This is a genomic window from Modicisalibacter coralii (genome assembly GCF_004117855.1).
In the GTDB taxonomy this organism is placed as follows: domain Bacteria; phylum Pseudomonadota; class Gammaproteobacteria; order Pseudomonadales; family Halomonadaceae; genus Modicisalibacter; species Modicisalibacter coralii.
In genome coordinates this window covers 1-24,451 of the sequence record NZ_QWBW01000037.1, presented here as the reverse complement: position 1 = coordinate 24,451, position 24,451 = coordinate 1, and the positions used below count along the sequence as shown (strand labels likewise).

General features: G+C 68.5%; 26 protein-coding genes and 1 pseudogene. 25 read left to right on the top strand and 2 right to left on the bottom strand.

The genetic code is table 11. The features are described from left to right. Positions 1 to 530 precede the first annotated feature (530 nt). From D0901_RS17855 to sppA, 3 genes are read left to right on the top strand one after another with little or no spacing between them, the layout of a single operon-like run. Positions 531 to 1,484: an RluA family pseudouridine synthase gene (locus tag D0901_RS17855; RefSeq protein WP_129141658.1), complete on the top strand. Its 954-nt coding sequence runs from the start codon at positions 531 to 533 to the stop codon at positions 1,482 to 1,484. Continuing rightward, positions 1,484 to 2,143 (top strand): HAD-IA family hydrolase, encoded by a 660-nt coding sequence (locus tag D0901_RS17850; protein WP_129141657.1) that lies wholly within the window; start codon positions 1,484 to 1,486, stop codon positions 2,141 to 2,143. The genes D0901_RS17855 and D0901_RS17850 overlap by 1 nt, the downstream gene beginning before the upstream one ends. A gap of 52 nt (positions 2,144 to 2,195) precedes the next feature. Then, positions 2,196 to 3,263 (top strand): signal peptide peptidase SppA, encoded by a 1,068-nt coding sequence (gene sppA / locus D0901_RS17845; protein WP_129141656.1) that lies wholly within the window; start codon positions 2,196 to 2,198, stop codon positions 3,261 to 3,263. A gap of 106 nt (positions 3,264 to 3,369) precedes the next feature. Here the strand turns inward: sppA and D0901_RS17840 are convergent, their stop codons facing one another. After that, on the bottom strand, positions 3,370 to 3,951 hold the full coding sequence (locus D0901_RS17840) for a Maf family protein (RefSeq protein ID WP_129141655.1): 582 nt from the start codon (positions 3,949 to 3,951) through the stop codon (positions 3,370 to 3,372). Between the two features lie 112 nt (positions 3,952 to 4,063). Here D0901_RS17840 and D0901_RS17835 point away from each other — a divergent pair, with 112 nt between their 5' ends. From D0901_RS17835 to D0901_RS17765, 15 genes are all read left to right on the top strand, one after another. Next, entirely contained in the window at positions 4,064 to 4,591 is a 528-nt protein-coding gene (locus D0901_RS17835) for a YceD family protein (protein WP_129141654.1), read from the top strand. Positions 4,592 to 4,618: 27 nt separating this feature from the next. After that, on the top strand, positions 4,619 to 4,789 hold the full coding sequence (rpmF, locus tag D0901_RS17830; RefSeq protein ID WP_129141653.1) for a 50S ribosomal protein L32: 171 nt from the start codon (positions 4,619 to 4,621) through the stop codon (positions 4,787 to 4,789). Positions 4,790 to 4,825: 36 nt separating this feature from the next. Continuing rightward, complete coding sequence (plsX, locus tag D0901_RS17825; protein ID WP_129141652.1) at positions 4,826 to 5,914, top strand: phosphate acyltransferase PlsX; 1,089 nt, start codon at positions 4,826 to 4,828, stop codon at positions 5,912 to 5,914. 5 nt (positions 5,915 to 5,919) lie between these two features. After that, the gene (gene fabD, locus D0901_RS17820; RefSeq protein ID WP_129141651.1) at positions 5,920 to 6,885 is read left to right on the top strand and encodes an ACP S-malonyltransferase; all 966 of its coding nucleotides are present in this window, start codon (positions 5,920 to 5,922) and stop codon (positions 6,883 to 6,885) included. 13 nt (positions 6,886 to 6,898) lie between these two features. Continuing rightward, positions 6,899 to 7,642, top strand: coding sequence for a 3-oxoacyl-ACP reductase FabG (gene fabG / locus D0901_RS17815; protein WP_129141650.1), 744 nt, complete (start codon positions 6,899 to 6,901; stop codon positions 7,640 to 7,642). Between the two features lie 99 nt (positions 7,643 to 7,741). Then, positions 7,742 to 7,975, top strand: a complete 234-nt coding sequence (gene acpP / locus D0901_RS17810; RefSeq protein ID WP_031383713.1) for an acyl carrier protein — start codon at positions 7,742 to 7,744, stop codon at positions 7,973 to 7,975. A gap of 176 nt (positions 7,976 to 8,151) precedes the next feature. Beyond that, complete coding sequence (gene fabF / locus D0901_RS17805) at positions 8,152 to 9,390, top strand: beta-ketoacyl-ACP synthase II (RefSeq protein ID WP_129141649.1); 1,239 nt, start codon at positions 8,152 to 8,154, stop codon at positions 9,388 to 9,390. A 7-nt stretch (positions 9,391 to 9,397) separates the two neighbouring features. Then, positions 9,398 to 10,201, top strand: a complete 804-nt coding sequence (pabC, locus tag D0901_RS17800; protein ID WP_129141648.1) for an aminodeoxychorismate lyase — start codon at positions 9,398 to 9,400, stop codon at positions 10,199 to 10,201. 39 nt (positions 10,202 to 10,240) lie between these two features. Beyond that, a complete protein-coding gene (mltG, locus tag D0901_RS17795; RefSeq protein WP_129141647.1) occupies positions 10,241 to 11,242 on the top strand; it encodes an endolytic transglycosylase MltG in 1,002 nt (333 codons plus the stop codon). 11 nt (positions 11,243 to 11,253) lie between these two features. After that, positions 11,254 to 11,895, top strand: coding sequence for a dTMP kinase (gene tmk / locus D0901_RS17790; RefSeq protein ID WP_129141646.1), 642 nt, complete (start codon positions 11,254 to 11,256; stop codon positions 11,893 to 11,895). Further along, entirely contained in the window at positions 11,886 to 12,872 is a 987-nt protein-coding gene (locus D0901_RS17785) for a DNA polymerase III subunit delta' (RefSeq protein WP_129141645.1), read from the top strand. Before tmk ends, D0901_RS17785 begins: the two co-directional genes overlap by 10 nt. Positions 12,873 to 12,911: 39 nt before the next feature. Further along, entirely contained in the window at positions 12,912 to 13,247 is a 336-nt protein-coding gene (locus tag D0901_RS17780; RefSeq protein ID WP_129141644.1) for a PilZ domain-containing protein, read from the top strand. A gap of 47 nt (positions 13,248 to 13,294) precedes the next feature. Further along, the gene (locus tag D0901_RS17775) at positions 13,295 to 14,122 is read left to right on the top strand and encodes a TatD family hydrolase (RefSeq protein ID WP_129141643.1); all 828 of its coding nucleotides are present in this window, start codon (positions 13,295 to 13,297) and stop codon (positions 14,120 to 14,122) included. Positions 14,123 to 14,150: 28 nt separating this feature from the next. Next, entirely contained in the window at positions 14,151 to 14,726 is a 576-nt protein-coding gene (locus D0901_RS17770) for a DUF1285 domain-containing protein (RefSeq protein ID WP_129141642.1), read from the top strand. Continuing rightward, positions 14,723 to 16,969 carry an ATP-dependent helicase gene (locus D0901_RS17765; RefSeq protein ID WP_129141641.1) on the top strand — a complete coding sequence of 749 codons (2,247 nt, stop codon included), beginning with the start codon at positions 14,723 to 14,725 and terminating at the stop codon, positions 16,967 to 16,969. The genes D0901_RS17770 and D0901_RS17765 overlap by 4 nt, the downstream gene beginning before the upstream one ends. Before the next feature lie 56 nt (positions 16,970 to 17,025). Here the strand turns inward: D0901_RS17765 and D0901_RS17760 are convergent, their stop codons facing one another. Next, complete coding sequence (locus D0901_RS17760) at positions 17,026 to 18,669, bottom strand: electron transfer flavoprotein-ubiquinone oxidoreductase (RefSeq protein WP_129141673.1); 1,644 nt, start codon at positions 18,667 to 18,669, stop codon at positions 17,026 to 17,028. A gap of 320 nt (positions 18,670 to 18,989) precedes the next feature. Here D0901_RS17760 and D0901_RS17755 point away from each other — a divergent pair, with 320 nt between their 5' ends. The 7 genes and pseudogenes from D0901_RS17755 to D0901_RS20995 form a co-directional block, all read left to right on the top strand. After that, a complete protein-coding gene (locus D0901_RS17755; RefSeq protein WP_129141640.1) occupies positions 18,990 to 19,742 on the top strand; it encodes an electron transfer flavoprotein subunit beta/FixA family protein in 753 nt (250 codons plus the stop codon). Continuing rightward, positions 19,739 to 20,665, top strand: coding sequence for an electron transfer flavoprotein subunit alpha/FixB family protein (locus D0901_RS17750; protein ID WP_129141639.1), 927 nt, complete (start codon positions 19,739 to 19,741; stop codon positions 20,663 to 20,665). The genes D0901_RS17755 and D0901_RS17750 overlap by 4 nt, the downstream gene beginning before the upstream one ends. Positions 20,666 to 20,921: 256 nt before the next feature. Then, a complete protein-coding gene (locus D0901_RS17745) occupies positions 20,922 to 21,767 on the top strand; it encodes a DUF3450 domain-containing protein (RefSeq protein WP_129141638.1) in 846 nt (281 codons plus the stop codon). Continuing rightward, positions 21,764 to 23,158 carry a MotA/TolQ/ExbB proton channel family protein gene (locus tag D0901_RS17740; protein WP_233440464.1) on the top strand — a complete coding sequence of 465 codons (1,395 nt, stop codon included), beginning with the start codon at positions 21,764 to 21,766 and terminating at the stop codon, positions 23,156 to 23,158. Before D0901_RS17745 ends, D0901_RS17740 begins: the two co-directional genes overlap by 4 nt. Then, positions 23,142 to 23,675 (top strand): MotA/TolQ/ExbB proton channel family protein, encoded by a 534-nt coding sequence (locus D0901_RS17735; protein WP_129141637.1) that lies wholly within the window; start codon positions 23,142 to 23,144, stop codon positions 23,673 to 23,675. Before D0901_RS17740 ends, D0901_RS17735 begins: the two co-directional genes overlap by 17 nt. Beyond that, positions 23,668 to 24,072, top strand: coding sequence for an ExbD/TolR family protein (locus D0901_RS17730; protein ID WP_129141636.1), 405 nt, complete (start codon positions 23,668 to 23,670; stop codon positions 24,070 to 24,072). Before D0901_RS17735 ends, D0901_RS17730 begins: the two co-directional genes overlap by 8 nt. Continuing rightward, positions 24,072 to 24,451 (top strand): annotated as a pseudogene (locus D0901_RS20995) (iron transporter); the annotation flags it as partial. The gene D0901_RS17730 and the pseudogene D0901_RS20995, both read left to right, overlap by 1 nt.

The window sequence follows — 24,451 nt, the reverse complement described above, 5'->3', positions numbered from 1 at the left end:
CTATCTGACCAGCGATTCCTTTTGCGTCGGCGACGGCGAACCGCTTCTTGCTTCGTGCTGTGCTCAGCGCATGTCGTGTGTGTGTCATCAGCGACCGGTAGTTGACCGGGCGCCGCAAGAGCATGTTGAGTACGCGGCGGCGGCAGGACGTGTCCCGGCGGGCGAGTGCCCGTCCGGTCCTGCGGACGACCGCCAGACACCTGGCATTGTTCGATTCGCCGACGCCGGCCTCCGGCACGGTGTTGATAATCCCCGTGGTCGTGACCGCCGATGATGGTGGGCGGCCCGGCTCGGGCGTGGCGTCGTCGTTGCTTCACTGCGAAGGCGGCGGGGCGAACCCCGTCGCCGGATTCTTGGCTCTGGCCTGCGTGCTGGTCGTGCAGGCGCCTGAGACGGGCACTGGGACCCCTCCGAGCGAGTTCGGAATATACCAGTAAAGCGACACAGCGGCAATTGACCGTCACCGGGGCGCACTGGGTTAGAATGGCCACTTTCCGGCCACCTTGGCCGGCGGGTCAGAGGGAGGCTGAATGGCCGAAGGGCGTGATATCCAATGGGTCGAGATCGGCGAGGCGCATGCCGGTCAACGGATCGACAATTTTCTGCACACGCGGCTCAAGGGGGCGCCGCGGGCGCTCATCTATCGCATCGTTCGCAAGGGCGAGGTGCGCGTCAACAAGAAGCGCATCAAGGCCGACTATCGCCTGGTGCCGGGCGATGTGGTGCGCATTCCCCCCTTGCGCCTGGCGCCGGCCGAAGCGGTGCGCGAGGTCAGCGACAATCTGCGCAACCTGCTCGCCGGCAACGTGTTGATCGAAGGCCCGGACTGGCTGGTGATCAACAAGCCGTCGGGGTTGCCGGTGCACGGGGGAAGCGGTGTGAAGATCGGCCTGATCGAGGCGCTGCGCCAGGTGCGCGAGGACCTCGACTTTCTGGAGCTGGTGCATCGTCTCGACCGCGATACCTCGGGCTGTCTGCTGCTGGCCAAGACGCGACCGGCGCTGCTGACCCTGAACGCCGCGCTCAAGCAGCACAAGATGGAAAAGCGTTATCTGGCGCTGGTGGCCGGGCGCTGGCCGGCCCGTCGCGACTTCGTCAGCGCGCGGCTGGACCGCTACGATGCCGGCAACGGCGAGCGCCGCGTGCGTGTCGACCCTGCCGGCAAGGTGGCGCGCACGCGCTTCGCCGTCCGCGAGACGTTGCCCGGCGCGACCCTGGTCGAGGCGCAGCCGGTCACCGGCCGCACGCACCAGATTCGCGTGCATGCGGCGCATGCCGGCCACGCACTGCTGGGCGACGACAAGTACGCCACCCGCGAGTCGCGACATCTGTCGGCGCAGCTGAACCTCTCGCGATTGTTCCTGCACGCGGCTTCGCTGACCTTCCCCGAGCCCAGCAGTGGCCGTCCGGTGCAGGTCAGGGCGCCGCTGGGCGAGGAGCTGGAAGCGGTCCTGGATCGTGCCCGCGAGCGGGGAGGCGAATGATGACGAGTCGGCGTTATCGCCTGGTGATCTTCGACTGGGACGGCACCCTGGTGGACTCCGAGGCGCGGATCGTCGCGTGCATGCAGGGGGCCGCCCTCGACGTCGGCTGGTCGGCCCTGGCACCGGAGGCGGTCCGCGATATCATCGGTCTGGGGCTGCCCGAGGCGATCGACCGCTTGTGTCCGGGCATCGATGAGGCCCTCGCCGAACGGCTGCGGCAGGCCTACTCGGCGCGTTTCGTGGCGGCCGACCGCACCCCCACGCCGTTCTTCCCCGGGGTGGAGGCGGGGATCGCCGGGTTGCGCGACGAGGCCGGCCTGCAACTGGCCGTCGCCACCGGCAAGAGCCGTCGCGGTCTCGATCGCGCCTTTGCCGCCACCGGCAGCGGTGCCTGGTTTCACGCCAGTCGCACCGCCGACGAGACGCGCTCCAAGCCCGACCCGCGGATGCTCGAGGAACTGCTCGGAGAACTCGGCGTCGCGGCCGGCGAGGCGCTGATGATCGGCGACACGGAATACGACATGCAGATGGCCCGGGCGCTGGGCATGGACCGGTTGGCGGTGGCCTACGGCGTGCATTCGCGCGAACGGCTGGCGGCCTGCGCCCCGGTGTTCCATGCCGAGAGCTTCGCCGAGGTGATCGACTGGCTCTGGCGTTGAGCGTCGATAGCGGGATTCGAATCCTCTTTCCATCCCCCAGGGAGGTGCGGTGATGAGCGACGAGCGTGACCATGATCGATGGACGCAAGGAGAGGAGGTGCCGCCGGGCGGGGAGCATCGCGCCGCGTCGGCCCCCGAGGCGGCGGATGCCGAGACCCTGCGCGAGCGTCAGCGATTGCAGCAGCTCGAGATGATGGATCGCTGGATGCAGGGCGTGTTGACGGAACAGCGCCGCTCGCGGCGCTGGAAGCTGTTCTTCCGCCTGCTGTTCGCGAGCCTGTTGCTGGCGGCCATCGGCGTGGCCTTCTATGGCGTGCGTACCGCGGGGACGCCGGCGCCCGGTGGCCCGCATCTGGGCGTGGTGCGCGTGGAGGGGGTGATCGACGCCCAGCGTCAGGCGAGTGCCGAGCGGGTCATCGAGGGCGTGAGGCAGGCCTGGAAGGATCCGCAGGTGCGGGCGGTGGTGCTCGACATCAACAGCCCCGGTGGCAGCCCGGTCCAGTCGCAGCGCATCTATGCCGAACTCCGGCGGCTTTCCGGCCAGGGTGACAAGCCGATCATCGCGGTGATCGAGGACATCGGCGCGAGCGGCGCCTATTACATCGCCTCGGGCGCCGACGAGATCCATGCGGCGCCGGCCAGTCTGGTGGGGTCGATCGGGGTGATCTACTCGGGCTTCGGTCTCCAGGACGCCATCGGCCGGCTGGGCATCGAACGGCGCGTCTTCACGTCGGGCGAGAACAAGGACCTGCTGGACCCCTTCAGCGATATCGCGCCCGAGCAGCGGCGTTTCTGGCAGCAGATTCTGGATACCACCCATCGTCAGTTCATCGAGGACGTCAAGGCTGGTCGCGGCGATCGGCTCGGCGACGACCCGCGACTGTTCTCGGGGCTGGTGTGGACCGGCGAGCAGGCCGTGGGGCTGGGGCTGGTGGATGGCCTCGAGAGCGTCGATCAGCTCGCCCGGGAGCGTTTCGGTGGCGTGCGTGTCGAGGACTACACGCCGGAGGTCGATCCGTTCGAGCGGCTGTCGCGCCGTTTCGGCCGGGTCGCCGCCGAGTGGCTGGGGCTGTCGAGTCAGGCTTCGCCGACACCGGTGCGCTATCAGCTCGGCGGCTAAGAGGGCGTTAACGAAATGTCTGCGCTCGACGACGTTGTCAGCGCCCCTAAGATAAGGCCCGGCGCCGTTCGGTCGCGGCGTCGGGAGCGGCGGGGCAGGGCCAGCCTCAAGCGAGCGGATCCAGGCCGGCCTCGCGCAGCAGCGCGCACAGGCGAATCAGCGGCAGGCCGATCAGGGTGTTGGGGTCGTCGCCTTCCAGGCGCTCGAAGAGGGTGACGCCCAGCCCCTCCATGCGGAAGCTGCCGGCACTGTCCAGCGGTTGTTCGCGATCGACGTAGTGCGCGATCTCGCGTTCGCTGAGCGTGCGGAAGACGACGTCGTAGCGTTCATGGCAGACCCAGTGGCGGCTGGCGCGGGTGTCGATCAGCGCCAGGCCGGTCAAGAAGCGCACCCGATTGCCGGAAAAGCGCGCCAGGTTGGCCCGGGCGGTGGCGTCGTCGCCGGGCTTGCCGAGGATGTCGCCCTCGAACAGGGCGATCTGGTCGCTGCCGACGATCAGGTGGTCGGGATGGTCGCGGACGACGCGTTCCGCCTTGCCCAGGGCCAGGCGGTGGACGAGGGCCTCCGGCGACTCCTCGGGTCGCGGCGTCTCGTCGATGTCGGGGCTGGACCAGGTGAAGGGAATATCCAGGCGCTCGAGCAACTGGCGACGCCAGCGCGAACCGGAAGCGAGGACCAGGCGGCTCATGGCAACTCCTTTGGGGCGAGGTGACCTCAGTCTGCCGGGCCCCCGTCATGGTGTACAGCATGACGCAACGCGCTTTGACAGGCTTCGGGGGAATCCCTATTATTGCGCGCCTATGATGACCACTAGACTTCCCACGCAGGTCGAGCCGTATCGGCTGGCGGCCAACGAGCAGGTCCTCGAAGGGTGCGTCGATCTCGCGGGGATGAAACGCCTCGCCGAAGAGGCCGGTGCCCAGCAGGGCGACTGCGAGGTACGCCTGGCCTTCGGCATCGACGCTCAGGGGCGGCGCTATATAGAAGGCCGCCTGCAGGCCGAGGTCAGCCTTGCCTGTCGCCGTTGTCTCGAGCCGATGCCGGTCTCGCTGGAGAGCCACTGGTGGCTGGGCATGGTGAGCAGCGATGCCCTGGCCGCCGAGTTGCCCGGCGACTACGAACCGGTCCTGGTGGAAAACGAACAGCTCAACCTGCTGCCGGTCGTCGAGGACGAACTGATCCTCAGCCTGCCGCAGGTGGTCTATCACGACGAGGCGGAATGTGCCGTCTCGCGCGACCAGCTGGCCAGCGGAGCCGATGCCGAGGTATCGGAAGAGCCCGCTGCAAGCCCCTTCGACGTGCTGCGCACGCTGAAGGACAAACACTGAATCACGATACGCTCTGGAGTTCTACCCATGGCAGTTCAACAAAACCGCAAGTCCCGTTCCAAGCGCGGCATGCGCCGCAGCCACGATGCGCTGAGCGGCCCGACCCTGTCTCAGGACAAGGAAACCGGCACCACGCATCGTCGCCACCACGTGGCCCCGGACGGTTTCTACCGCGGCCGCAAGGTCGTCGACATCTAACAGGGTCGTTGGCGCGGACGACTCCGGCGACTGGCCGTGCGCATCGCCATCGACGCCATGGGCGGGGATCTCGGTCCCCGCGCTGTCGTATGGGGGGCTGCCGAAGCGCTGCGCCTGCATCCGCAGCTCGATGTCACCCTGTTTGGCCCGCGTGAGCGGCTGGAAGCCGAGGTGTCGCGCCTGCCCCGTCGTTGGCGGGGGATGACGACGCGTCTCGCGCTGAGTCACGCGGAAACGACGATTTCCCAGGCGACGCGGGTTTCGCAGGCGCTGCGCGCCGGGCGGGGCTCGAGTCTGGCGCTGATGCTCGATGCGCTGGCGGCCGGTCGGGCCGATGCCGGGGTCAGCGCGGGTAACACCGGGGCGTTGATGGCCCTGTCTCGGCGCGCGCTGGGCATGGTCGCGGGGATCCCGCGCCCGGCCATCACCACGGCCATTCCCACCCGCGAGGGCGGGCGTTGCTACATGATCGACATGGGCGCCAACATCGAGGCTACCGCCGAGCGGTTGGTCGATTTCGCGCGCATGGCCGATATCATGGTGCGTCATGTCGATGGGTTGGCGCGCCCACGCATCGCCTTGCTCAACGTCGGCGTCGAGGCGACCAAGGGGCCGGCCAGCGTCCGCGAGGCGGATGCGCGTCTGCGGACCCTGGGTCTCAACTACGTGGGCTTCGTCGAGGGCGATGGCCTGTTCAACGGTGCGGCGGACGTGGTGGTATGCGACGGCTTCGTCGGCAATATCGTGCTCAAGTCCAGCGAAGGGCTGGCGCGGATGCTCGTCGATCGCTTTCAGACCACGTTCTCGGCCCACTGGGGAAGTCGGCTGGTGTCGCTGCTGGCACGCCCGGCGCTGTTGCGCGTCAAGCGCCAACTGGACCCGGTGCGCTACAATGGGGCGAGTCTACTGGGGCTGGCGGGTATCGTGGTCAAGAGCCACGGCCATGCCGACGCCCAGGGGTTCGCCTTTGCCGTGTCGCGAGCGGTGCGGGAGGTTCGCATGAACCTGCCGGCCCGGCTGTCGAGCGAGCTGGGAGAGACCGCTATCCCGTCGGTCGCGGGCGATCCAGGGGATAGCGGGTTCGCGACCCGCTCGAGACCCGACGATTTCAATTCTCAAAGGTGAATGCCATGACTCAATCCCTGGCCCTCGTATTCCCGGGGCAGGGCTCCCAGCATCTGGGCATGCTGAGAGAGCTGGCCGAACGTTACAGCGTGGTGAGGACGACCTTCGAGGAGGCCTCCGATGCCTTGGGCTACGACCTCTGGCACGTCGCGCAGGAAGGGCCCGAGGAGGCCCTGAACGCCACGGCCTGCACCCAGCCGGCGCTGTTGACCTCGAGCGTCGCGGTATGGCGCGTCTGGCAGGAGCTGGAAGGGCCGCGACCGCTGGTCATGGCCGGCCACAGCCTGGGCGAATACAGTGCCATGGTCTGTGCCGGCGCGCTGACCTTCGCCGAGGGCGTGCGCCTGGTGCGTCTGCGCGGCGAAGCGATGCAGGCCGCCGTGCCGGTGGGCCAGGGTGCCATGGCGGCCGTGCTGGGTCTGGATGACGAGGCCGTCGAGCGCGCCTGTCGGGACGCCGCGCAGGGCGAAGTGGTCGCGGCCGTCAACTACAATGCGCCGGGCCAGGTGGTGATCGCCGGTCAGTCGAGTGCCGTCGAGCGGGCCGTGGCGCTTTGTCAGGAAGCCGGTGCCAAGCGGGCGCTGCCGCTGCCGGTGTCGGTACCGTCACACTGCGCGCTGATGAAGCCGGCCGCCGAGCGCCTGGCCGAGGCGATGGCGGAGATCGACTTCAAGTCCCCGCGCTATACGGTGGTCCAGAACGTCGATGCCAGGGCCCATGCCGATGTCGAGACGTTGCGCACGCGGCTGATCGAGCAGCTCTACCAGCCGGTACGCTGGACGGACTGCGTCGAAACCATGGTCGACCAGGGCGCGACGCTGTTCATCGAGTGCGGCCCCGGCAAGGTGCTGACCGGTCTCGGCAAGCGCATCGCACGCGGGGCCAAGGGATTGGCGGTCAACGATCCCGACAGCCTGACGGCGGCGCTCGAGCTGGCGCGCGAGGCCGTGGACCAGAATGCCAACGACTGACTCAGGAAGGCTTATGACCAGCGAACGCAGAATCGCCCTGGTGACCGGCGCCAGCCGCGGTATCGGCCGGGCCATCGCCCATGAACTGGGGCGGCAGGGCCGGATCGTCATCGGTACGGCCACTAGCGATGCGGGGGCCGAGCGAATCGACGCGGATTTCCGCGAGCAGGGTATCGAGGGTGCCGGGCGACGCCTGGATGCCACCGACCAGGCGAGCATCGACGCGCTTCTCAAGGCGATCGGCGAGGAGTTCGGTACGCCGACGATCCTCGTCAACAATGCCGGCATCACGCGTGACAACCTGCTGATGCGCATGAAGGAAGATGAGTGGGACGCGGTGCTCGATACCAATCTCAAGTCCGTCTATCGCGTCACCAAGGCCTGCGTGCGCGGCATGACCAAGGCGCGTTTCGGGCGGATCGTCAATATCAGTTCCGTCGTGGCGACCATGGGCAACCTGGGGCAGACCAACTACGCTGCCGCCAAGGCAGGCATGGAAGGCTTCTCCCGCGCCCTGGCGCGCGAAGTGGCGTCCCGGGGCATCACCGTCAACGCGGTGGCGCCGGGCTTCATCGCCACCGACATGACCGAGTCTCTGCCCGAGGAGCAGCACAAGGCACTGCTCGGGCAGATCCCGCTGTCCCGCCTGGGCCGGCCCGAGGAAATCGCCGCAGCGGTAGGCTTTCTGGCCAGCGACGCGGCGGGCTACGTCACCGGCGAAACCCTGCAGGTCAACGGTGGCATGAACATGCGTTGAGGTTGCGGTCGATGCCCTGGTTGCGTCGATTCGGGGCCGTCTATAAACTACCCGGCAGTTTTCAGCTGGCGGATATGTACCACTAGGAGTAACGACATAATGAGCACCATCGAAGAGCGCGTGAAGAAGGTCGTGGCCGAGCGCCTGAACGTCAAGGAAGAGGACATCCAGAACTCGTCATCCTTCACCGAAGATCTCGGTGCCGATTCCCTGGACACCGTCGAGCTGGTAATGGCGCTCGAAGAGGAGTTCGACACCGAAATTCCCGACGAGGAAGCGGAAAAGATCACCACGGTGCAGGAAGCGATCGACTACGTCGTTGCTCACCAGTAAGGTGATGTAGTTCGGCGCGAACCGCCTGCCCCAATGAAAGCCGTTCTGGTCTCAGAACGGCTTTCGTTTTTGTGGGCGAGGCGGCCCCATTGCCGGTATGCTTCAGGTATAATCGCGCCCTGCGATGGCGCGCCGGATGACACGCGCGTCTGTCATGGATATCCGGAGGAGAGCAGATGCCTCGTAGAAGGGTCGTGGTGACCGGGCTGGGTCTGGTGACGCCGGTCGGTAACACCGTCAAGGAAAGCTGGGACAACATCCTGGCGGGAAAGAGCGGCATTGCCCCGATCGAGCATTTCGACACCAGCGGTTTCAACACGCGCTTCGGCGGGTCGGTCAAGGGCTTCGATATCAGCCCTTATGCCAATCCCAAGGATGCGCGCAAGATGGATCTGTTCATTCAGTACGGTGTCGCTGCGGCCTCCCAGGCAATCAGCGATGCGGGTCTCGAGTGCCATGCGGACAATGCCCATCGGATCGGTGTGGCGATCGGGTCGGGCATCGGCGGCCTGCCGATGATCGAGCACAACCACAATGCCTTGCAGAAGGGGGGCGCGCGGCGCATCTCCCCGTTCTTCGTCCCCGGATCGATCATCAACATGATCGCCGGCAATCTGGCCATCAAGTACGGCTTCCAGGGGCCCAACATCGCCATCACCACGGCGTGCACCACCGGTACCCACAACATCGGCTACGGGGCCCGCACCATCGCCTACGGGGATGCCGACGTGATGGTCTGCGGTGGCGCCGAGATGGCGACCACGCCGCTCGGTCTCGGCGGCTTCTCGGCGGCCCGGGCACTGTCGACGCGCAACGACGACCCGGCCGCCGCCAGCCGGCCCTGGGATCGTGACCGCGACGGCTTCGTGCTCTCCGACGGGGCCGGAGTGGTGATCCTCGAGGATTACGAGCACGCCCGGCAGCGCGGTGCGACCATCTATGCCGAACTCAAGGGGTTCGGCATGAGCGACGATGCCCACCACATGACCGCGCCGCCGGAAGACGGCCGCGGCGCCGCGGCGGCGATGAGCAATGCCCTGCGCGATGCCGGCATGAGTCCCGAGTCCATCGCCTACATCAATGCCCACGGCACCTCGACGCCCACCGGCGATCTCGCCGAGAGCCGGGCGATCGAACGCGTGATGGGCGATGCCGCGAAGCAGGTGGCGGTGAGCTCGACCAAGTCGATGATCGGCCACCTGCTGGGCGCGGCCGGGGCCGTCGAGGCGGTGTTCTGTGTTCTCGCCCTGCGCGACCAGGTGGCGCCGCCGACCATCAATCTCGACAATCCCCAGGACGGTTGCGTGCTCGATTACGTGCCCAACGCCGCGCGGGAGATGGCCATCGAGCATACGCTGTCGAACTCCTTCGGTTTCGGTGGCACCAACGGGTCGCTGATCTTCTCGCGGGTCTGAACCGGCCATGCGCGATGCCGACGTCCCCTTCGACGACCGTGGCCTGGCCTATGGCGACGGGGTGTTCGAGACCGCCCTGGTCCGCGATGGCCGGGCGATGCTCTGGGACTACCATCTCGCGCGTCTGGCGCGGGGCTGCGAGCGGCTGGGCTTCGCCTGCCCGGACCGCGACGAACTGGCCGCGCTGCCCGCTCTGGCAGGGCCCGGCCAACGGGTTCTCAAGCTGCTCGTCACGCGGGGCAGCGGCGGGCGGGGCTATCTGGCGCCGCAGCCGGCCGAGCCACGCTGGCGCTGGCGCTCCGCCGCCTTCGAACCCGCGCCGACGCGCTGGGCCCAGGGGGTCACGCTGCGGCTGTGCCGCCTGACGCTGGGACGACAGCCGGCTCTGGCCGGCATCAAGCATCTCAACCGTCTGGAAAACGTGCTGGCCCGTCGAGAGTGGGATGATCCCGAGATCGCCGAGGGGGTGCTGTGCGACGAGGGCGGCAACGTCATCGAAGCGACCTGCATGAACCTGTTCTGGAAACATGGCGAGTGTCTGGAAACTCCCGCCCTGGACGCCTGCGGTGTCGCCGGTACGCTGCGTGAGGCGTTGCTCGAACGCTTGCCGATCGCGGCGGTCACCGCGGGTGTCGATCGGCTGCTCGAGGCCGAGGAGGTCTGGGTGGGCAATTCGCTGCAGGGCGTCTGGCCGGTGCGGCGACTGCTGGATCCCCAGGGGCGCGAGCGTCGCGTCTGGACGGTGAGCGAGGCGCATCGCGCGCTGCAGAACGCCGCCCACGAGCTGCTGGGCTATCCCCGTCTCGGTTGAGTTTTGCGGAGCGTGACTCCGCGTCCACGAGGATTCTTCATGCGTGCGTTGAAATTCATCGTCGCGGCGTTCATCGTCCTGGCGATCGCCGCTTTCGCCGGCTTCCGTTACTGGCAGGCCCAGCTCGACCGCCCGCTGGGTATCGAGGCGCCGACCCTCTACGAGGTGCCCCAGGGCGCCGGCTTCGACCGGGTCGTGCACGATCTGGTCGATCGCGGCATCCTGGCCAGCGCCTGGCCCTACCGGCTCTACAAGCGCATCGATCCCCGGGCGCTACCCCCCCTGCGTGCCGGCGAGTTTCGGCTCGAGCCCGGCATGAGCGGCCGTCAGGCGCTCGCGCTGCTGGGCAGCGACCGGGTCGTGACCTACACCGTGACCTTCCCCGAGGGCTGGACCTTTCGTCAGTTGCGCGAGCGCCTGGCGTCGGCGCCCAAGCTCGATCATCGGCTGGCCGGGCTGAGCGATGGCGAGGTGATGGCGCGCCTCGACCACCCGGACGAGCCGGCGGAAGGGCGCTTCTTTCCCGATACCTACCGGTATCACAAGGGCGTGAGCGATCGGGAGATCCTCGCCCAGGCCTATGCGCGCATGCAGCAGACGCTCGACGCGGTGTGGCAGTCGCGTGACGCCGACCTGCCCCTGAAGACCCCCTACCAGGCCCTGATCCTGGCCTCGCTGATCGAGCGCGAGACCGGGGCCGACGGCGAGCGACGCAAGATTGCCGGTGTCTTCGTGCGCCGGCTGGAGAAGGGCATGCGGCTGCAGACCGATCCCACGGTCATCTATGGCCTGGGCGACGCCTACGATGGCAATCTGACCAAGGCCGACCTGCAGCGCGCGACGGCCTACAACACCTATGTCATCGACGGCCTGCCGCCGACGCCCATCGCCATGCCGGGGCGCGCCGCCCTCGAGGCCGCCGTCCATCCGGCCGATGGCGATGCCCTGTATTTCGTCGCCAAGGGCGACGGCAGCCACCACTTTTCGTCGACGCTCGCCGAGCACAATGCCGCCGTGCGCCGTTACATTCTCGATCGCTGACGGGAACGCCCATGCACCCACGCGGACGCTTCATCACCCTCGAAGGTTGCGAAGGGGTCGGCAAGAGCACCAACCTGGCCCTGGTCTGCGAGACGCTGCGCGAGCAGGGCATCGAGGTCGTCGCCACGCGGGAGCCCGGCGGTACGCCGCGTGCCGAGGCCATACGCGAATTGCTGCTCGATCCCGGCGAGCAGGAGCCGCTGGCCGACGATGCCGAGCTGCTGCTGATCTTCGCCGCCCGGGCGCAGCATCTCGCGCGCCAGATCCGCCCGGCGCTGGCCCGTGGCGCCTGGGTGGTCTGCGATCGCTTCACCGATGCCACCTTCGCCTATCAGGGCGGCGGCCGCGGCATCGACACGGGCGACATCGCGGCGCTGGAAACCCTGGTTCAGCGCGGTCTCCAGCCCGATCTCACCCTGCTGCTGGACATGCCGGTGGATGCCGCCCGCGAGCGGGTCGTGGCCCGCGGCAACGATCCCGATCGCTTCGAGCGCGAGCGTGGCGAATTCTTCGCCGCGGTACGCGAGACCTACCTGAAGCGGGCCGCCGCGCAGCCGCAGCGGTTCGCCATCGTCGATGCCTCGCAGCCGCTGGCCTCGGTGCAGGCGGCGATTCGCGACTGCCTGCGCGAACGGATGACGACATGGCTGTAACCACGCCGCTGCCCTGGCACGCGTCGATCTGGCGGCGGCTCGTCGCCCTCCAGGACGACGGCCGGCTGCCCCATGCGCTGCTGCTGTCGGGCCCTCACGGCGTCGGCAAGCAGCAGCTCGCCGACGCGCTGGTGGCCCGTACCCTGTGCCGCGCCCCCGGGGCCGTCGCCTGCGGCAGCTGTCATGCCTGCCAGATGCTGGCGTCGGGCTATCATCCCGACCTCAAGCGCGTCTCGCCCGCCGACAACCGGCGCCAGATCCGCATCGATCCGATTCGCGAGATCAACGCCTTCGTCGCCCAGACCGCCCAGCAGGGCGGCTACCGGGTGATCGTCCTGCAGCCCGCCGAGGCGATGAACGTCGCAGCCTCGAATGCCCTGCTCAAGAGCCTCGAGGAGCCGGGGGAGCGGACGCTGTTCCTGCTGCTCGCCGACGTGCCCTCGCGGATGCTGGCGACCATCCGTTCGCGCTGCCAGCACTGGGCGCTGGGCGTCCCCGAGGCCGAGCAGAGCCTGCCGTGGCTGGCGGAGGCGCTGGGGGACGCGGCGGATGCCGAGTTCTGGCTGCGCGTCGCCGGTGGCCTGCCGCTGCTGGCCCGCGAACTCGCCGCGCCGGAGTCCCGCGCGCTGCGTCAGTCGCTGCAGGAACTCTTCGATGCCCTGGTGCGTGGCGGCGAGCCGGTCGCCGAGGCCTCGCGGCTCGACCGACAGGCGGTCGAACGCATCCTGTGGTACGGTATCGCCTGGCTCGAGGACCTGATCCGGCTGGGGCTGTCCGGCGACACCGCCCGGGTCCGCAACCCCGATCTGCTGCCGCTCTACCGGCAGGCCGTCAAGAACGGCCGGGTTCAGGACTGGTTCCGCCTGCTCGACTATGCCCGCGAGCAACAGCGTCTGCTGGTCGCCGGCGGCAACCCCAATCCACAGCTGGTCCTCGAGGCCTGGCTGGTGCGCTGGTCGGCGCTGCTGCGATCATAGGTCATTCTCGCGGGTCCTCACTGCGATGGAGGTTGTCTGATGGGCGAACAGAAAGCGCTCTCGTTGACGTTCAAGGATCGCCAGACACTGCTCTCGGCCTACATGCCCAGCCTCGAGCGCGGCGGTGTCTTCGTGCCGACCCGTGACACCTACGCCCTGGGGCAGACGGTATTCCTGCTGCTGACCCTGCCCGAAGAGGGTGAGCGCCTGCCGGTCACCGGCCAGGTGGTGTGGATTTCGCCGCCGGGTGTCTCGGGGCGCCGGGTGCCGGGGATCGGCGTGCATTTCAGCCCCGACGATCAGCGCGTGCGCGATCGTATCGAAAACCATCTGGCGGGGCTTCTCGACAAGGGCACGCCCACCTTTACCCTGTAAGCGCAGTGTCTGCTGCGCGTTTCCATTCGAACAGCCACGGTTCCTGCATGTTTGTCGACTCTCACTGTCATCTCGATCGTCTCGACCTCACGGCGCATGACGGCCGCCTCGATGCCGCCCTGGATGCGGCGAGGGGGCGGGGCGTGCGCCAGTTTCTGGCGATCGCCGTGACCCTGGACGGCGTGTCCGACCTGGCGGCCATCGCCCGTGCGCACGACGACGTGGTGATTTCCGCCGGCGTGCACCCCTTGCACGAGGTCGCCGAGGAGCCCGATGTCGAGGCGATCAAGGCGTGCGCCGAGCGCTTCGAGGCCGTGGCGATCGGCGAAACCGGCCTCGACTATCACTACGCTGACGTACCGCACGCGGCCCAGCGGCGTCGCTTCGCCAATCACCTCATCGCCGCCCGCGAGCTGGAGTTGCCGGTGATCGTGCATACGCGCGAAGCGCGCGAGGACACCCTGGCGCTGATCGCCGAACACACCGATCCGGCGGTCGGCGGGGTGCTGCACTGCTTCACCGAGGATCTGGACATGGCGCGGGAGGCGGTGCGTCGGGGCTTCATGATTTCGTTGTCGGGCATCGTGACCTTCCGCAACGCCGCCTCGGTGCGCGAGCTGGCCCGGGCCATACCGCTCGACCGATTGTTGATCGAGACCGACAGCCCCTACCTGGCGCCGGTGCCGTACCGGGGCAAGCCCAATGAGCCACAATGGGTGGTGGAAGTGGCCGAGTGCATCGCCGCCGAGCGTGGCATCAGCGTCGACGAGCTCGCCATGCAGACCACCGCCAATTTCTACCGCTTGTTCCGCGAGGCCGCGCCTCACGCGCCCGAGTCGGCGCGTCAGGCACTGATCGAGGCCAATCTGGTCTGAACAAGCCCCGAGATCGAGGAGGACCGCCATGATGCTGGAAGGGCTCGTGACCGGTATCGAACCGTCGGGGGCGACCCTGCCCGGCAGCGTCCCGCCGGTCGATCGCTGGTCGCCGCCGCTGAGCGGTGATCTGGACCTGACCATCGGCGCCGACGGGCGCTGGTGGCACGAGGGGGCGATCCTCTCGCGTCCACGTCTGGTGCGCCTGCTGGCGACGATCCTGCGGCGCGAGGACGACGGCGAGTACTACCTGGTGACGCCGGTGGAAAAGTGGCGTATTCGCGTCGAGGACCGGCCTCTGCTGGTGGTCGATGCCGAATGCAGCCACGAGCGCGAACGGCCTTGCTGGCGCATGACCACTCAGTTCGGCGACGTCCTGGCGCTGGGCAGCGAGCATCGACTGGTGCTCAGCGCAACGCCGGAGGGGGCATGGGTTCCCGAGGTGGCGGTGCGCTTCGGGCTCGCGGCCCGGGTCCACCGTAACGTCTACTACCGGCTGATCGAGCAGGCCGAGACCCGTGAGGTCGATGCCGGCCTCGAGCTGGGTCTGGTCAGCGATGGCGTCTGGCAGCCGCTGGGGCGCCTCGACCGGGAGCCGTCGTGAGGCTCACCCCCGAGCAGCTCGCCGTGGTCCGTCACCCCGGCGGGCACGCCCGGGTGGCGGCGGTTGCCGGCGCCGGCAAGACCACCACCCTGGTGGCGCGGGTGTTGCACCTGCTGGAGCGCGGCGTGTCGCCGCGGCGCATGCTGGTATTGATGTTCAATCGCGCGGCGCGCGAGGACTTCACCGCCAAGCTCGTCGCCCTGGCGCCGCCGGGGCAGGCGTTGCCCGAGGTGCGTACCTTTCACTCCATCGGCCACCGACTGACCCAGAGCCTGGTGCGCTGGGGGCGTCTGGCGCCGCGCGAGCTGCTGGCCGCCGACTGGCAGCGCGAACGCCTGCTGCGCCAGGCCACGCTGCGCGTGCTCGACGGCGGCGATGCGGCGACTCGCGAGGCCGCCCTGGACCCCGACCGTCTCGAGGCGCTGGGGCACTTCTGCGAGATGGTCAAGGCCGAACTGGTCGATCCGCAGACGCTGCGCGAGCGTGGCGACTGGGGCGAGGGCACCGCGCATTTCGTCGAGGCCTTCGATGTCATGGAATCGCTGCTCGAGGCGTCCGGCAGCATGACCTACGCCGACCTGCTGTACCGCCCGTTGCGTTGTCTGGCCGGCGACGACGCGGCCCGCGACCGGGTCCAGGGCTTTCTCGATCACGTCATCGTCGACGAATACCAGGACATCAACGAAGCCCAGCAGCGGCTGCTGGCGCTGCTGGCGGGCGCGCACGCCGAGATCATGGCGGTCGGCGACGCCAATCAGTGCATCTACGAGTGGCGGGGCGCGCGCCCCGATTACATGCTCGAACGCTTCACCTCCAGCTTCGGCGAGGCCCGCGACTATCCGCTGTCGATGACCTTTCGCCACGGGCATGCCCTGGCGCTGGCGGCCAACCATGCCATTCGCGGCAACCGGCGCCGGCCCGACCAGATCTGCCTGGCCGGCCCCGACAACCCGCGTACCACCATCGATGCCGGGCAGGGGGCGGCGCCACTGTTGAACGCGCTGCGCCAGTGGCAGGCGGACGGCCGCTCGCTCGGCGAGTGCGCCGTGCTGGTGAGGAGCTGGACACTGTCGGTTTCCGTGCAGCTGCAACTGCTGCGCGCGGGGATTCCGTTCCGCCTGGCCCGTGAGGATCGTTTCGTCTTCCGCCTGCCGCTGGTGCAGGCCCTGGCGGGCTATCTGCATCTGGCCCGCGAGCCCCGTCGCCTCCAGGACCCGGCGCACCTGCTGCTGCTGTTTTCCCAGCCGACGCCGTTCGTGGCCCGCGAGCGCCTGCAGGCGCTGACCCGGCAACTGGCCGAACGCCAGCGCTGGCCGGGGCGTGACGACCCGCTGCTCGATGGGCTCAAGCCGGTGCAGCGGCGCAACCTCAAGCGCCGCTGGGAACTGCTCTGCGAGCTGCCGCGTCTGGGCGGGCTGCCCGCCGCGCGGCTGCTCGAACACGTGGTCGAGCGCCTCGATGCCGGCAAGGTGCTCAAGCGCGCGGCGGCGCGTCGCGAGAAGGGCGAGGAGGACGTACGTCTGCTCGATGTGCTGATCGAACAGGCCGAGGAGATGGCCCAGGCGCCGGGGGACTTTCTCGAACTGCTCGACCGACGCATCGAGGGGGACGCCGACGGCGTGCTGATCACCACGGTACACGGCGCCAAGGGCCTCGAGTGGCCGCTGGTCGCGTTGTGGGGCGTCAACGAGGAGGATTTCCCGCATTACACCCGCGACAATCCGCTCGACGACGACCGCCTCGAAGAGGAACGCCGACTGTTCTACGTGGCCATCACCCGTGCCCGCGAGCGACTGCTGCTGATGCATGACGGGGGCGATCATCGGCCCAGCCGTTTCCTCGCCGAGATGGCCTGGCCGGATTGCTTGCGTGTGGCGGGGGCCCTGAACGGCCAGACGGCGAATGCGACGCTGCAGGTGGCCGAGCCGCCCCTGGTCGAGCGCTATCTGGCGGCGATCGGCCGTCACGAACTGGCGGTCCAGGCCGCGCCGGCCGTTGCCGTGGGCACCGCCGCACCCGGCGTGGCGGAGGCCGCGGCCGGTTATACCACGGGCCGGGACGGCTACGCGGTGGGCCAGTCGGTGCGGCATGCCATTTTCGGTCGCGGCGAGATCGCGCTGGTCGAGGGCGACCCGCACGACCCGGTGATCGAGGTGCGCTTCGATCGGGCCGGACGGCGACGGCTGATCGCCAGTCGTGCCCCGCTGGAGACGCTCGAGCCGGCCGAACGCTCGGCACATTGAAGGATCGCCTCCCGGGCCTTGCCGTGGCGGCGATCGATATCACATGAGTATCGAACTCACATGTTCGGGTAGTTGGGCCCGCCACCCCCTTCCGGGGCCACCCAGGTGATGTTCTGCGCCGGATCCTTGATGTCGCAGGTCTTGCAGTGGATGCAGTTCTGGAAGTTGATCTGGAAGCGCGGCTGGCCCGCCTCGTCCTCGACCACCTCGTAGACGCCCACCGGGCAGTAGCGGGTTGCCGGCTCGTCGTACTTGGGCAGATTGTCGCGGATCGGCACGTCGGGATCGCGCAGCTTGAGATGACAGGGCTGATCCTCCTCGTGGTTGGTGTTGGACAGAAACACCGAGGAGGGCTTGTCGAAGGACAGCTTGCCGTCCGGTTTCGGGTAGTCGATCGGCTGGGCCTGGTCGACCGTCTTCAGCTTGGCGAAGTCGGGGGTGGTGTCGTGGACCCGGGGCAGGCGGCCGCCGAGCCACTGGTCGGCGACATTGTAGGCCCCGCCCAGCACCTTGCCGTACTTGTGCATGGCCGGGCCGAAGCTCGCGCTTTCCTCGAGCTCGGCATGCGCCCAGCTTCTCTCCCAGGCTTCGGTGAAGGCGGTCAGCTCGCGGCCGCCCTCGTCGCCCTCGGCGAGCGCCGCGAAGACCGTCTCGGCGGCCACCAGGCCCGATTTCATGGCGGTATGCAGGCCCTTGATCTTGGCGAAGTTGAGGGTCCCGGCATCGCAGCCGATCAGCAGCCCGCCGGGAAAGGTCATCTTCGGCAGGCAGTTGAAACCGCCCTTGGCGATCGCCCGGGCACCGTAGGCCACCCGCGAGCCGCCTTCCAGGTAGCGCTTGAGCAGCGGGTGATGCTTCATGCGCTGGAACTCGTCGAACGGCGACAGGTAGGGGTTGGTGTAGGCGAGATCGACGATCAGCCCCACCACCACCTGCTGGTTCTCGGCATGATAGAGGAAGAAGCCGCCCTGGGTGTCCCCGGGCAGCGGCCAGCCGGAACCGTGGATCACCAGCCCGGGCTCGTGGACCTCGGCGGGCACGTCCCAGAGCTCCTTGAGGCCGATGCCGTAGTGCTGCGGATCCTTGCCCGCGGCCAGATCGAAGCGCTCGATCAGTTGCTTGCCGAGATGGCCGCGGGCGCCCTCGGCGAACAGCGTGTACTTGGCGCGCAGTTCCATGCCGGGCATGTGCCCGTCCTTGGGCTGGCCGTCGGCGCCCAGGCCCATGTCGCCGGTGACGATGCCGCGCACCGTGCCGTCGTCGGCGTGGAGCACTTCCTGGGCGGCGAAGCCGGGAAACACCTCGACGCCCAGGGCTTCGGCCTGCTCGCCGAGCCAGCGGCACAGGTTGCCGGCGCTGATCACGTAGTTGGTCCGGCCCTGGCCGACGTTGTGCATGCTCTTGGGCACCAGGGCGTCGGGGAGCTTCTGGGCCTTCTCGGCGTCCCTGAGCAGATAGACGTCGTCGCGGGTGGCCGGGGTGGTCAGCGGGGCGCCGCGCTCGGCCCAGTCGGGAAACAGCTCGTCGAGCGCGCGGGTCTCGAAGATCGCCCCGGAGAGGATGTGCGCCCCGACCTCGGAGCCTTTCTCGACCACGCATACCGACAGTTCGCGCTCGGCCTCGTTGGCCTGCTGCATCAGGCGACAGGCGGCGGCCAGACCCGACGGGCCGGCACCGACGATCACCACGTCGAAGTCCATGTGTTCGCGTTCCACGGCGCATCTCCTCAGTCAGGGCATTGATGACGACAATGCCGGTCCGGGCAGTCATCGGTGTTCGCCCGGGCTGGTTATAATGTCTCGATCCGATGCCTCTACTATAATTAAAACGATCGTTTGCTTCTACCGTCAATTGGTGCTAGTCATATTCCGACCGCCCGCCATCAGGCCCGCCACGCTCGGCGCCAGCGCGGGTGTCTTGGGCGGTATCGAAAGCTATGGCACACTAAGGCATCGGTTCGAATCCCTATCAAACGCTTGCATGAATTAATGCCTTCCGCTTCCAATCCAGCGAGGACGCCATGAAAGTACTCGTCGCGGTCAAACGCGTCATCGATTACAACGTCAAGATTCGCGTCAAGGCGGATCACTCCGATGTCGATCTGACCAACGTCAAGATGGCCATGAACCCGTTCTGCGAGATCGCCGTGGAAGAGGCGGTGCGGCTCAAGGAGAAGGGCGTGGCCAGCGAGATCGTCGCGGTCACCGTCGGCCCCAAGGCCGCGCAGGAGCAGTTGCGCACCGCGCTGGCCCTGGGTGCCGATCGCGCCGTTCATGTCACCACCGACGAGCGGGTCGAGTCGCTGGCGGTGGCCAAGCTGCTCAAGGGCGTCGTCGAGGCCGAGCAGCCCGACCTGGTGATCCTCGGCAAGCAGGCGATCGACACCGACAACAACCAGACCGGCCAGATGCTCGCCGCACTGACCGGCATGGGACAGGGCACCTTCGCCTCCAGGGTCGACGTCAAGGAAGGCACCGTCGACGTCACCCGCGAGATCGATGGCGGCCTGCAGACCGTGACGCTGACGCTGCCCGCCGTGGTCACCACCGACCTGCGCCTCAACGAGCCGCGCTACGCCAAGCTGCCCGACATCATGAAGGCCAAGAAGAAGCCCCTCGAGACCCGGACGCCCGAGGAGCTCGGTGTCGACATCGCCGCGCGGGTCACCCAGCTCAAGGTCGAGACCCCGGCCGAGCGCAAGGGCGGCATCAAGGTGGGCTCCGTCGATGAGCTCGTCGACAAACTCAAGAACGAAGCCAAGGTGATTTCATGAGCATTCTGGTCCTCGCCGAACATCACGACGGGCAACTCGCCGGCGCCACCGCCCACGTGGTCGCCGCGGCCCGGCAGATCGGGGGCGACATCGACGTCCTGGTCGCCGGCGATGACGTGGCCGGCGTCGCCGAGGCGGCCGCCCGGCTCGACGGCGTGAGTCGCGTGCGCCTCGCCGAGGGCGCGGTCTACGCCCACCAGCTCGCCGAGCCGCTGGCCGACCTGCTGGTCGCTCTCGCCGACGACTACAGCCATGTGCTGGCCGCCGCCTCGACCACCGGCAAGAACGTGCTGCCGCGGCTCGCCGCGCTCAAGGACGTCGCCGCCATCTCCGACATCCTCGCCGTCGAGAGTGCCGACACCTTCAAGCGGCCGATCTACGCCGGCAACGCCATCGCCACCGTGCAGTCCGCCGATCCGCTCAAGGTGATCACCGTGCGCACCACCGGCTTCGACGCCGTGGGCGAGGGTGACGCGGCCCCGGTCGAGGCCGTCGACACCGAGATCGTCAACACGCTGTCGCGCTTCGTCGACGAGCAGCTCGAGCAGAGCGAACGTCCCGAGCTGGGCGCGGCGCGGGTGGTGATCTCCGGCGGTCGCGGCATGGGCAATGGCGAGAACTTCAAGCTGCTCGAAGGCATCGCCGACAAGCTGGGCGCGGCGATCGGCGCCTCGCGTGCCGCGGTCGACGCCGGCTTCGTGCCCAACGACATGCAGGTCGGCCAGACCGGCAAGATCGTCGCCCCCGAACTGTATATCGCGGTGGGCATCAGCGGCGCGATCCAGCACCTGGCGGGGATGAAGGACTCCAAGGTGATCGTGGCGATCAACAAGGACGACGAGGCGCCGATCTTTCAGGTAGCGGACTATGGCCTGGTCGGCGACCTGTTCGAGGTACTGCCGGCACTCGAAAGCAAGCTGTAGGCAGATCGGGGCCTTCCCGCATTCTCCGAATACCCCTGACCGTCGAGGCTTCACCCTCGACGGCGTCCCGCCTCAAGTGAGCCGGCCCACGGGCCGGCTTCTCTCATCGCTCTCCGTGTCGCCGAGTCCTGTGCCACCCCGGGTACGCCTCGGTTACAATTGATAATGGTTATTCTTTGTATTACCGTGTCGATCATTTCGTGGCGGCCGCAGGCCGACAGATCATCGGAGCCATCGTGTGAGAAAGGTCAGCTTGATGAAACCGCATCGTGCACCCCGTGGCACCGGCGTGCTCACGGCGTTGTTGCTCGCGGGGGTGCCGCTGGGCAGCCAGGCGCAGGACACGCTGCGCGAGCAGAGTGTGTCCGCCCAGCAGACTCAGGCGCAGTTGCAGCAGAAGATCGACGCCGCCGACGACGAGACGCGCCAGGCGCTGCGCGAGTTGCGCAGCACCCGGCGCGAGGCGAGCCGACTCGAGGACTACGACGCCGAACTCGCGCGTCAGGTCGAACGGCAGGCGAAGACCCTGGCGCAGCGCGAGCGGGCCGTCTCGCAACTGGCCGACGCCGAAGAGCGCTTGCCGGTATTGACCCGGCAACTGGTCGGCCGGCTGCAGACGCTGGTCGATGCCGACATGCCGTTCCTGCGTGGCGAGCGTCAGGCGCGCATCGAGAGCCTGCAGCAGATGCTCGATGACGGGGAGTTGTCCGCCGCCGACAAGCTGGACCGGGTGCTCGCCGCCTGGCGTACCGAGCTCGATTATGGTCGCGAGGTGGATGCCTGGCACGGGCGGCTCTACCAGCCCGAGCAGGGCGACGCAGGGTCGTCGGAGGCGTCGCGGGCCGTCGACTACCTGCGGGTCGGGCGTCTGGGCTGGTACTACCTGACCCCGGATGGCGATCGGGGTGGTGTATGGCAGGCCGACGCGCATCGCTGGCAGCCGCTGGACGGCGGGGCGTTGCGGGAGGTCCGCAAGGGGCTGCGCATCGCTCGCGATGAGCGCGCCCCGGCGCTGCTCGATCTGCCCGTGTCCCTCACGCCGGAAGACGCCTCGCCGGCGTCCGCGGAGACGTCCCACCAGCCGGCGGAGGGCGATTCATGAAACGCACACTGATGGCGCTCGCCCTGGTCGGCCTCGGCGTGTCTTGCCTGGCGCAGGCCCAGCAGGACGCTGGCGCGACGGCCGACAACGACCCGCGCCCCTCGATGGCGCGCGTGCTCGAGGATTTTCGTGCCGACAGCCAGGCCGCCGAGGCGCGGGACCGCCAGCGTCTCGCCGCTCTGCTCGACGACCGCCAGGCGCTCGACGCGGCCCTGACCGAGGCCAAGGCACGCCTGAGCGCCGCGCAGCAGCGTCGCGACACCCTCGAGGCACAGCGTGACGCGCAGCAGGAGCAGCTTGCCGAACTGCGCCAGAAGGCCCGGTCGCAGACGGGGGGGCTGGGTGGCGTCCAGGGCGTGATCGGCCAGCGTATCGGCGAGTTGCGCGACGACCTGGGCGATGGCTGGTTGACGGTGGGCAGCGACGTCAGCCTGCCCGCGCGACCCGACGACGATGCCCTGCTGGATCTCGACCGGCTCGCGGCACTCGGCGACAGCCTGGCGCGGCTCACCGCCGAGAGCGGCCGGGCGGTGCGCTTCGAGGCGCCGGTGGCCGGGCGGGATGGCACCGTCGAACCCCGCGAGGTCGTGCGCCTGGGCGCCTTCACGGCGTTCAGCGACGGGCAATTGCTGCGCCCGCCGGGCGACGACGGCATCCTGACGATGCTCGACCACACCCCCGGCTCGCTGAGCGATACCCTGCGTGCCTTTCAGCAGGGTGACAGCGATCGCGTGGCCATCGATCCCACCCAGGGCGAGGTGCTCAAGGCCCTGTCCCAGCGCCCGAGCCTGTGGCAACGCTTTCAGCAGGGCGGTTATGTCGGTTACGTGATCGTCGCGTTGGGGGCCATCGGGCTTGTGGTGGCACTGCTCCAGTATGGCTACCTGTTGGGAGTGTCCCGTCGCCTGCGTCGCCAGCTCCGCCAGATAGAGCAATTGCGCGACGATAATCCGCTGGGGCGCGTGCTGGCGCGTTTCCAGGCGCTGGGCGAGGGGCATGCGCCGGAAGCCCTGGAGGCGCGTCTCGACGAGGCGCTGCTCGCCGAGCAGCCGCGCCTGGAACGCGGCCAGCCGCTGGTCAAGCTGCTGGCGGCCGTGGCGCCGTTGCTGGGGCTGCTGGGCACGGTGACCGGGATGATCGTCACCTTCCAGTCGATCACGGTGTTCGGCACCGGCGATCCGCAACTGATGGCCGGCGGCATCAGTCAGGCGCTGGTCACCACCGTGCTGGGGCTGATCACCGCCGTGCCGCTGCTGTTTGCGCAGACGGCCCTGGCGAGCCGCAGCCGGGCGTTGGTCGGGGTGCTCGAGGGGCGGGCCAGCGCGGTACTGGCCGAGCATCTCGAGTCGCGCCAGTCCGTCGGGGAGAGCCGTCATGTGGCCACTGCTTGAGCCCCTCGACCGGCTGATCGAGGCCGGCGGTGTGGTTCTGGTGGTGATCGCGGTGGTGGCCATGGCGCTGTTCTCGCTGGCCCTGGAGCGGGGACTCTACTGGCGTTTCGGCCATCGTCGCGCGCGTCATGAGCTGATCGAACGCTGGGCGGCCCGCCATGACCACGTCAGCTGGAGCGCGCTGACGCTGCGCGAGGTCTGGACTCGCGAACTGATCGCCCGGCTGCGCCACCCGCTGCCCTGGCTCAAGCTGCTGGTGGCGCTGTGTCCGCTGCTGGGCCTGCTGGGGACCGTGACCGGCATGATCCAGGTATTCGACAGCCTGGCGCTGACCGAGGTCGGGCAGGCGCGTGCGATGGCCGATGGCGTCGCCCGGGCGACGCTGCCGACCCTGACGGGCATGGCCGTGGCCGTGGTCGGCCTGTTGTTCGTCACGCGTCTCGAACAAGTGATTCGGCGCGAGGACCAGCGGTTGCACGACCGCATGGCCCGCGCCGTGGAGGAAAACGATGCGTAGACGCCGGATGGCCCGCGACGACGAGACCGCCGAGATCAACCTGACCCCGATGCTCGATGTCGTGTTCATCATGTTGATCTTCTTCATCGTCACGACCAGCTTCATCAAGGAGAGCGGGGTGGAGATCGAGCGCCCCGAGGCGTCGTCGGCCACCGCGCGGCCGGATGCCCAGGTGATGGTGGCGATCACGCCCCAGGGCGCGGTGTGGGTCGACGGCGAGCCGGTCGACGTGCACCGGATCGGCAGCACGGTGGCCGGGCTGGTCGGCGATGATGGCGGCGTGGTGGTCCAGGCCGATCGCAATGCCACCACCGGCGTGCTGATCGAGGTGATGGATCGCATCCGCCGGGCCGGCGTCGACAACCTGGCGGTGGCGGCGACACGGAGCGGCTCCTGATGCGGCATCTGGCAAGCGCCCTGGGTGGGGTGTCGCTCACCCTGGTACTGCTCACCCTGCTGGCGTTGCTGGTCACGCCGCCGGTCGACGAGCGCCCCGAGATCGAGAAGGCGATGTCGGTGTCGATGGTCGAAGCGCAACAGCAGCAGGCCCCGGCGAGCGCGCCGGTGCCCAGTCAGGCGGCGCCCCGGCCGCCCGCGGCCACGCCACCGCCACCGCCGGCAGCGGCGCCTGCGCCGAGCCCGACCAGTCCGGTGGCGATGCCGACCCCCGAGATACCGACAGCCGAGTCACCGCAGGTGCCGTTGGATCGCCGGTTGCCCGAATTGACGACGCAGCAGCCCGAGCCCCGCCCGCAGCCGAAACCCGAGCCCCGCCC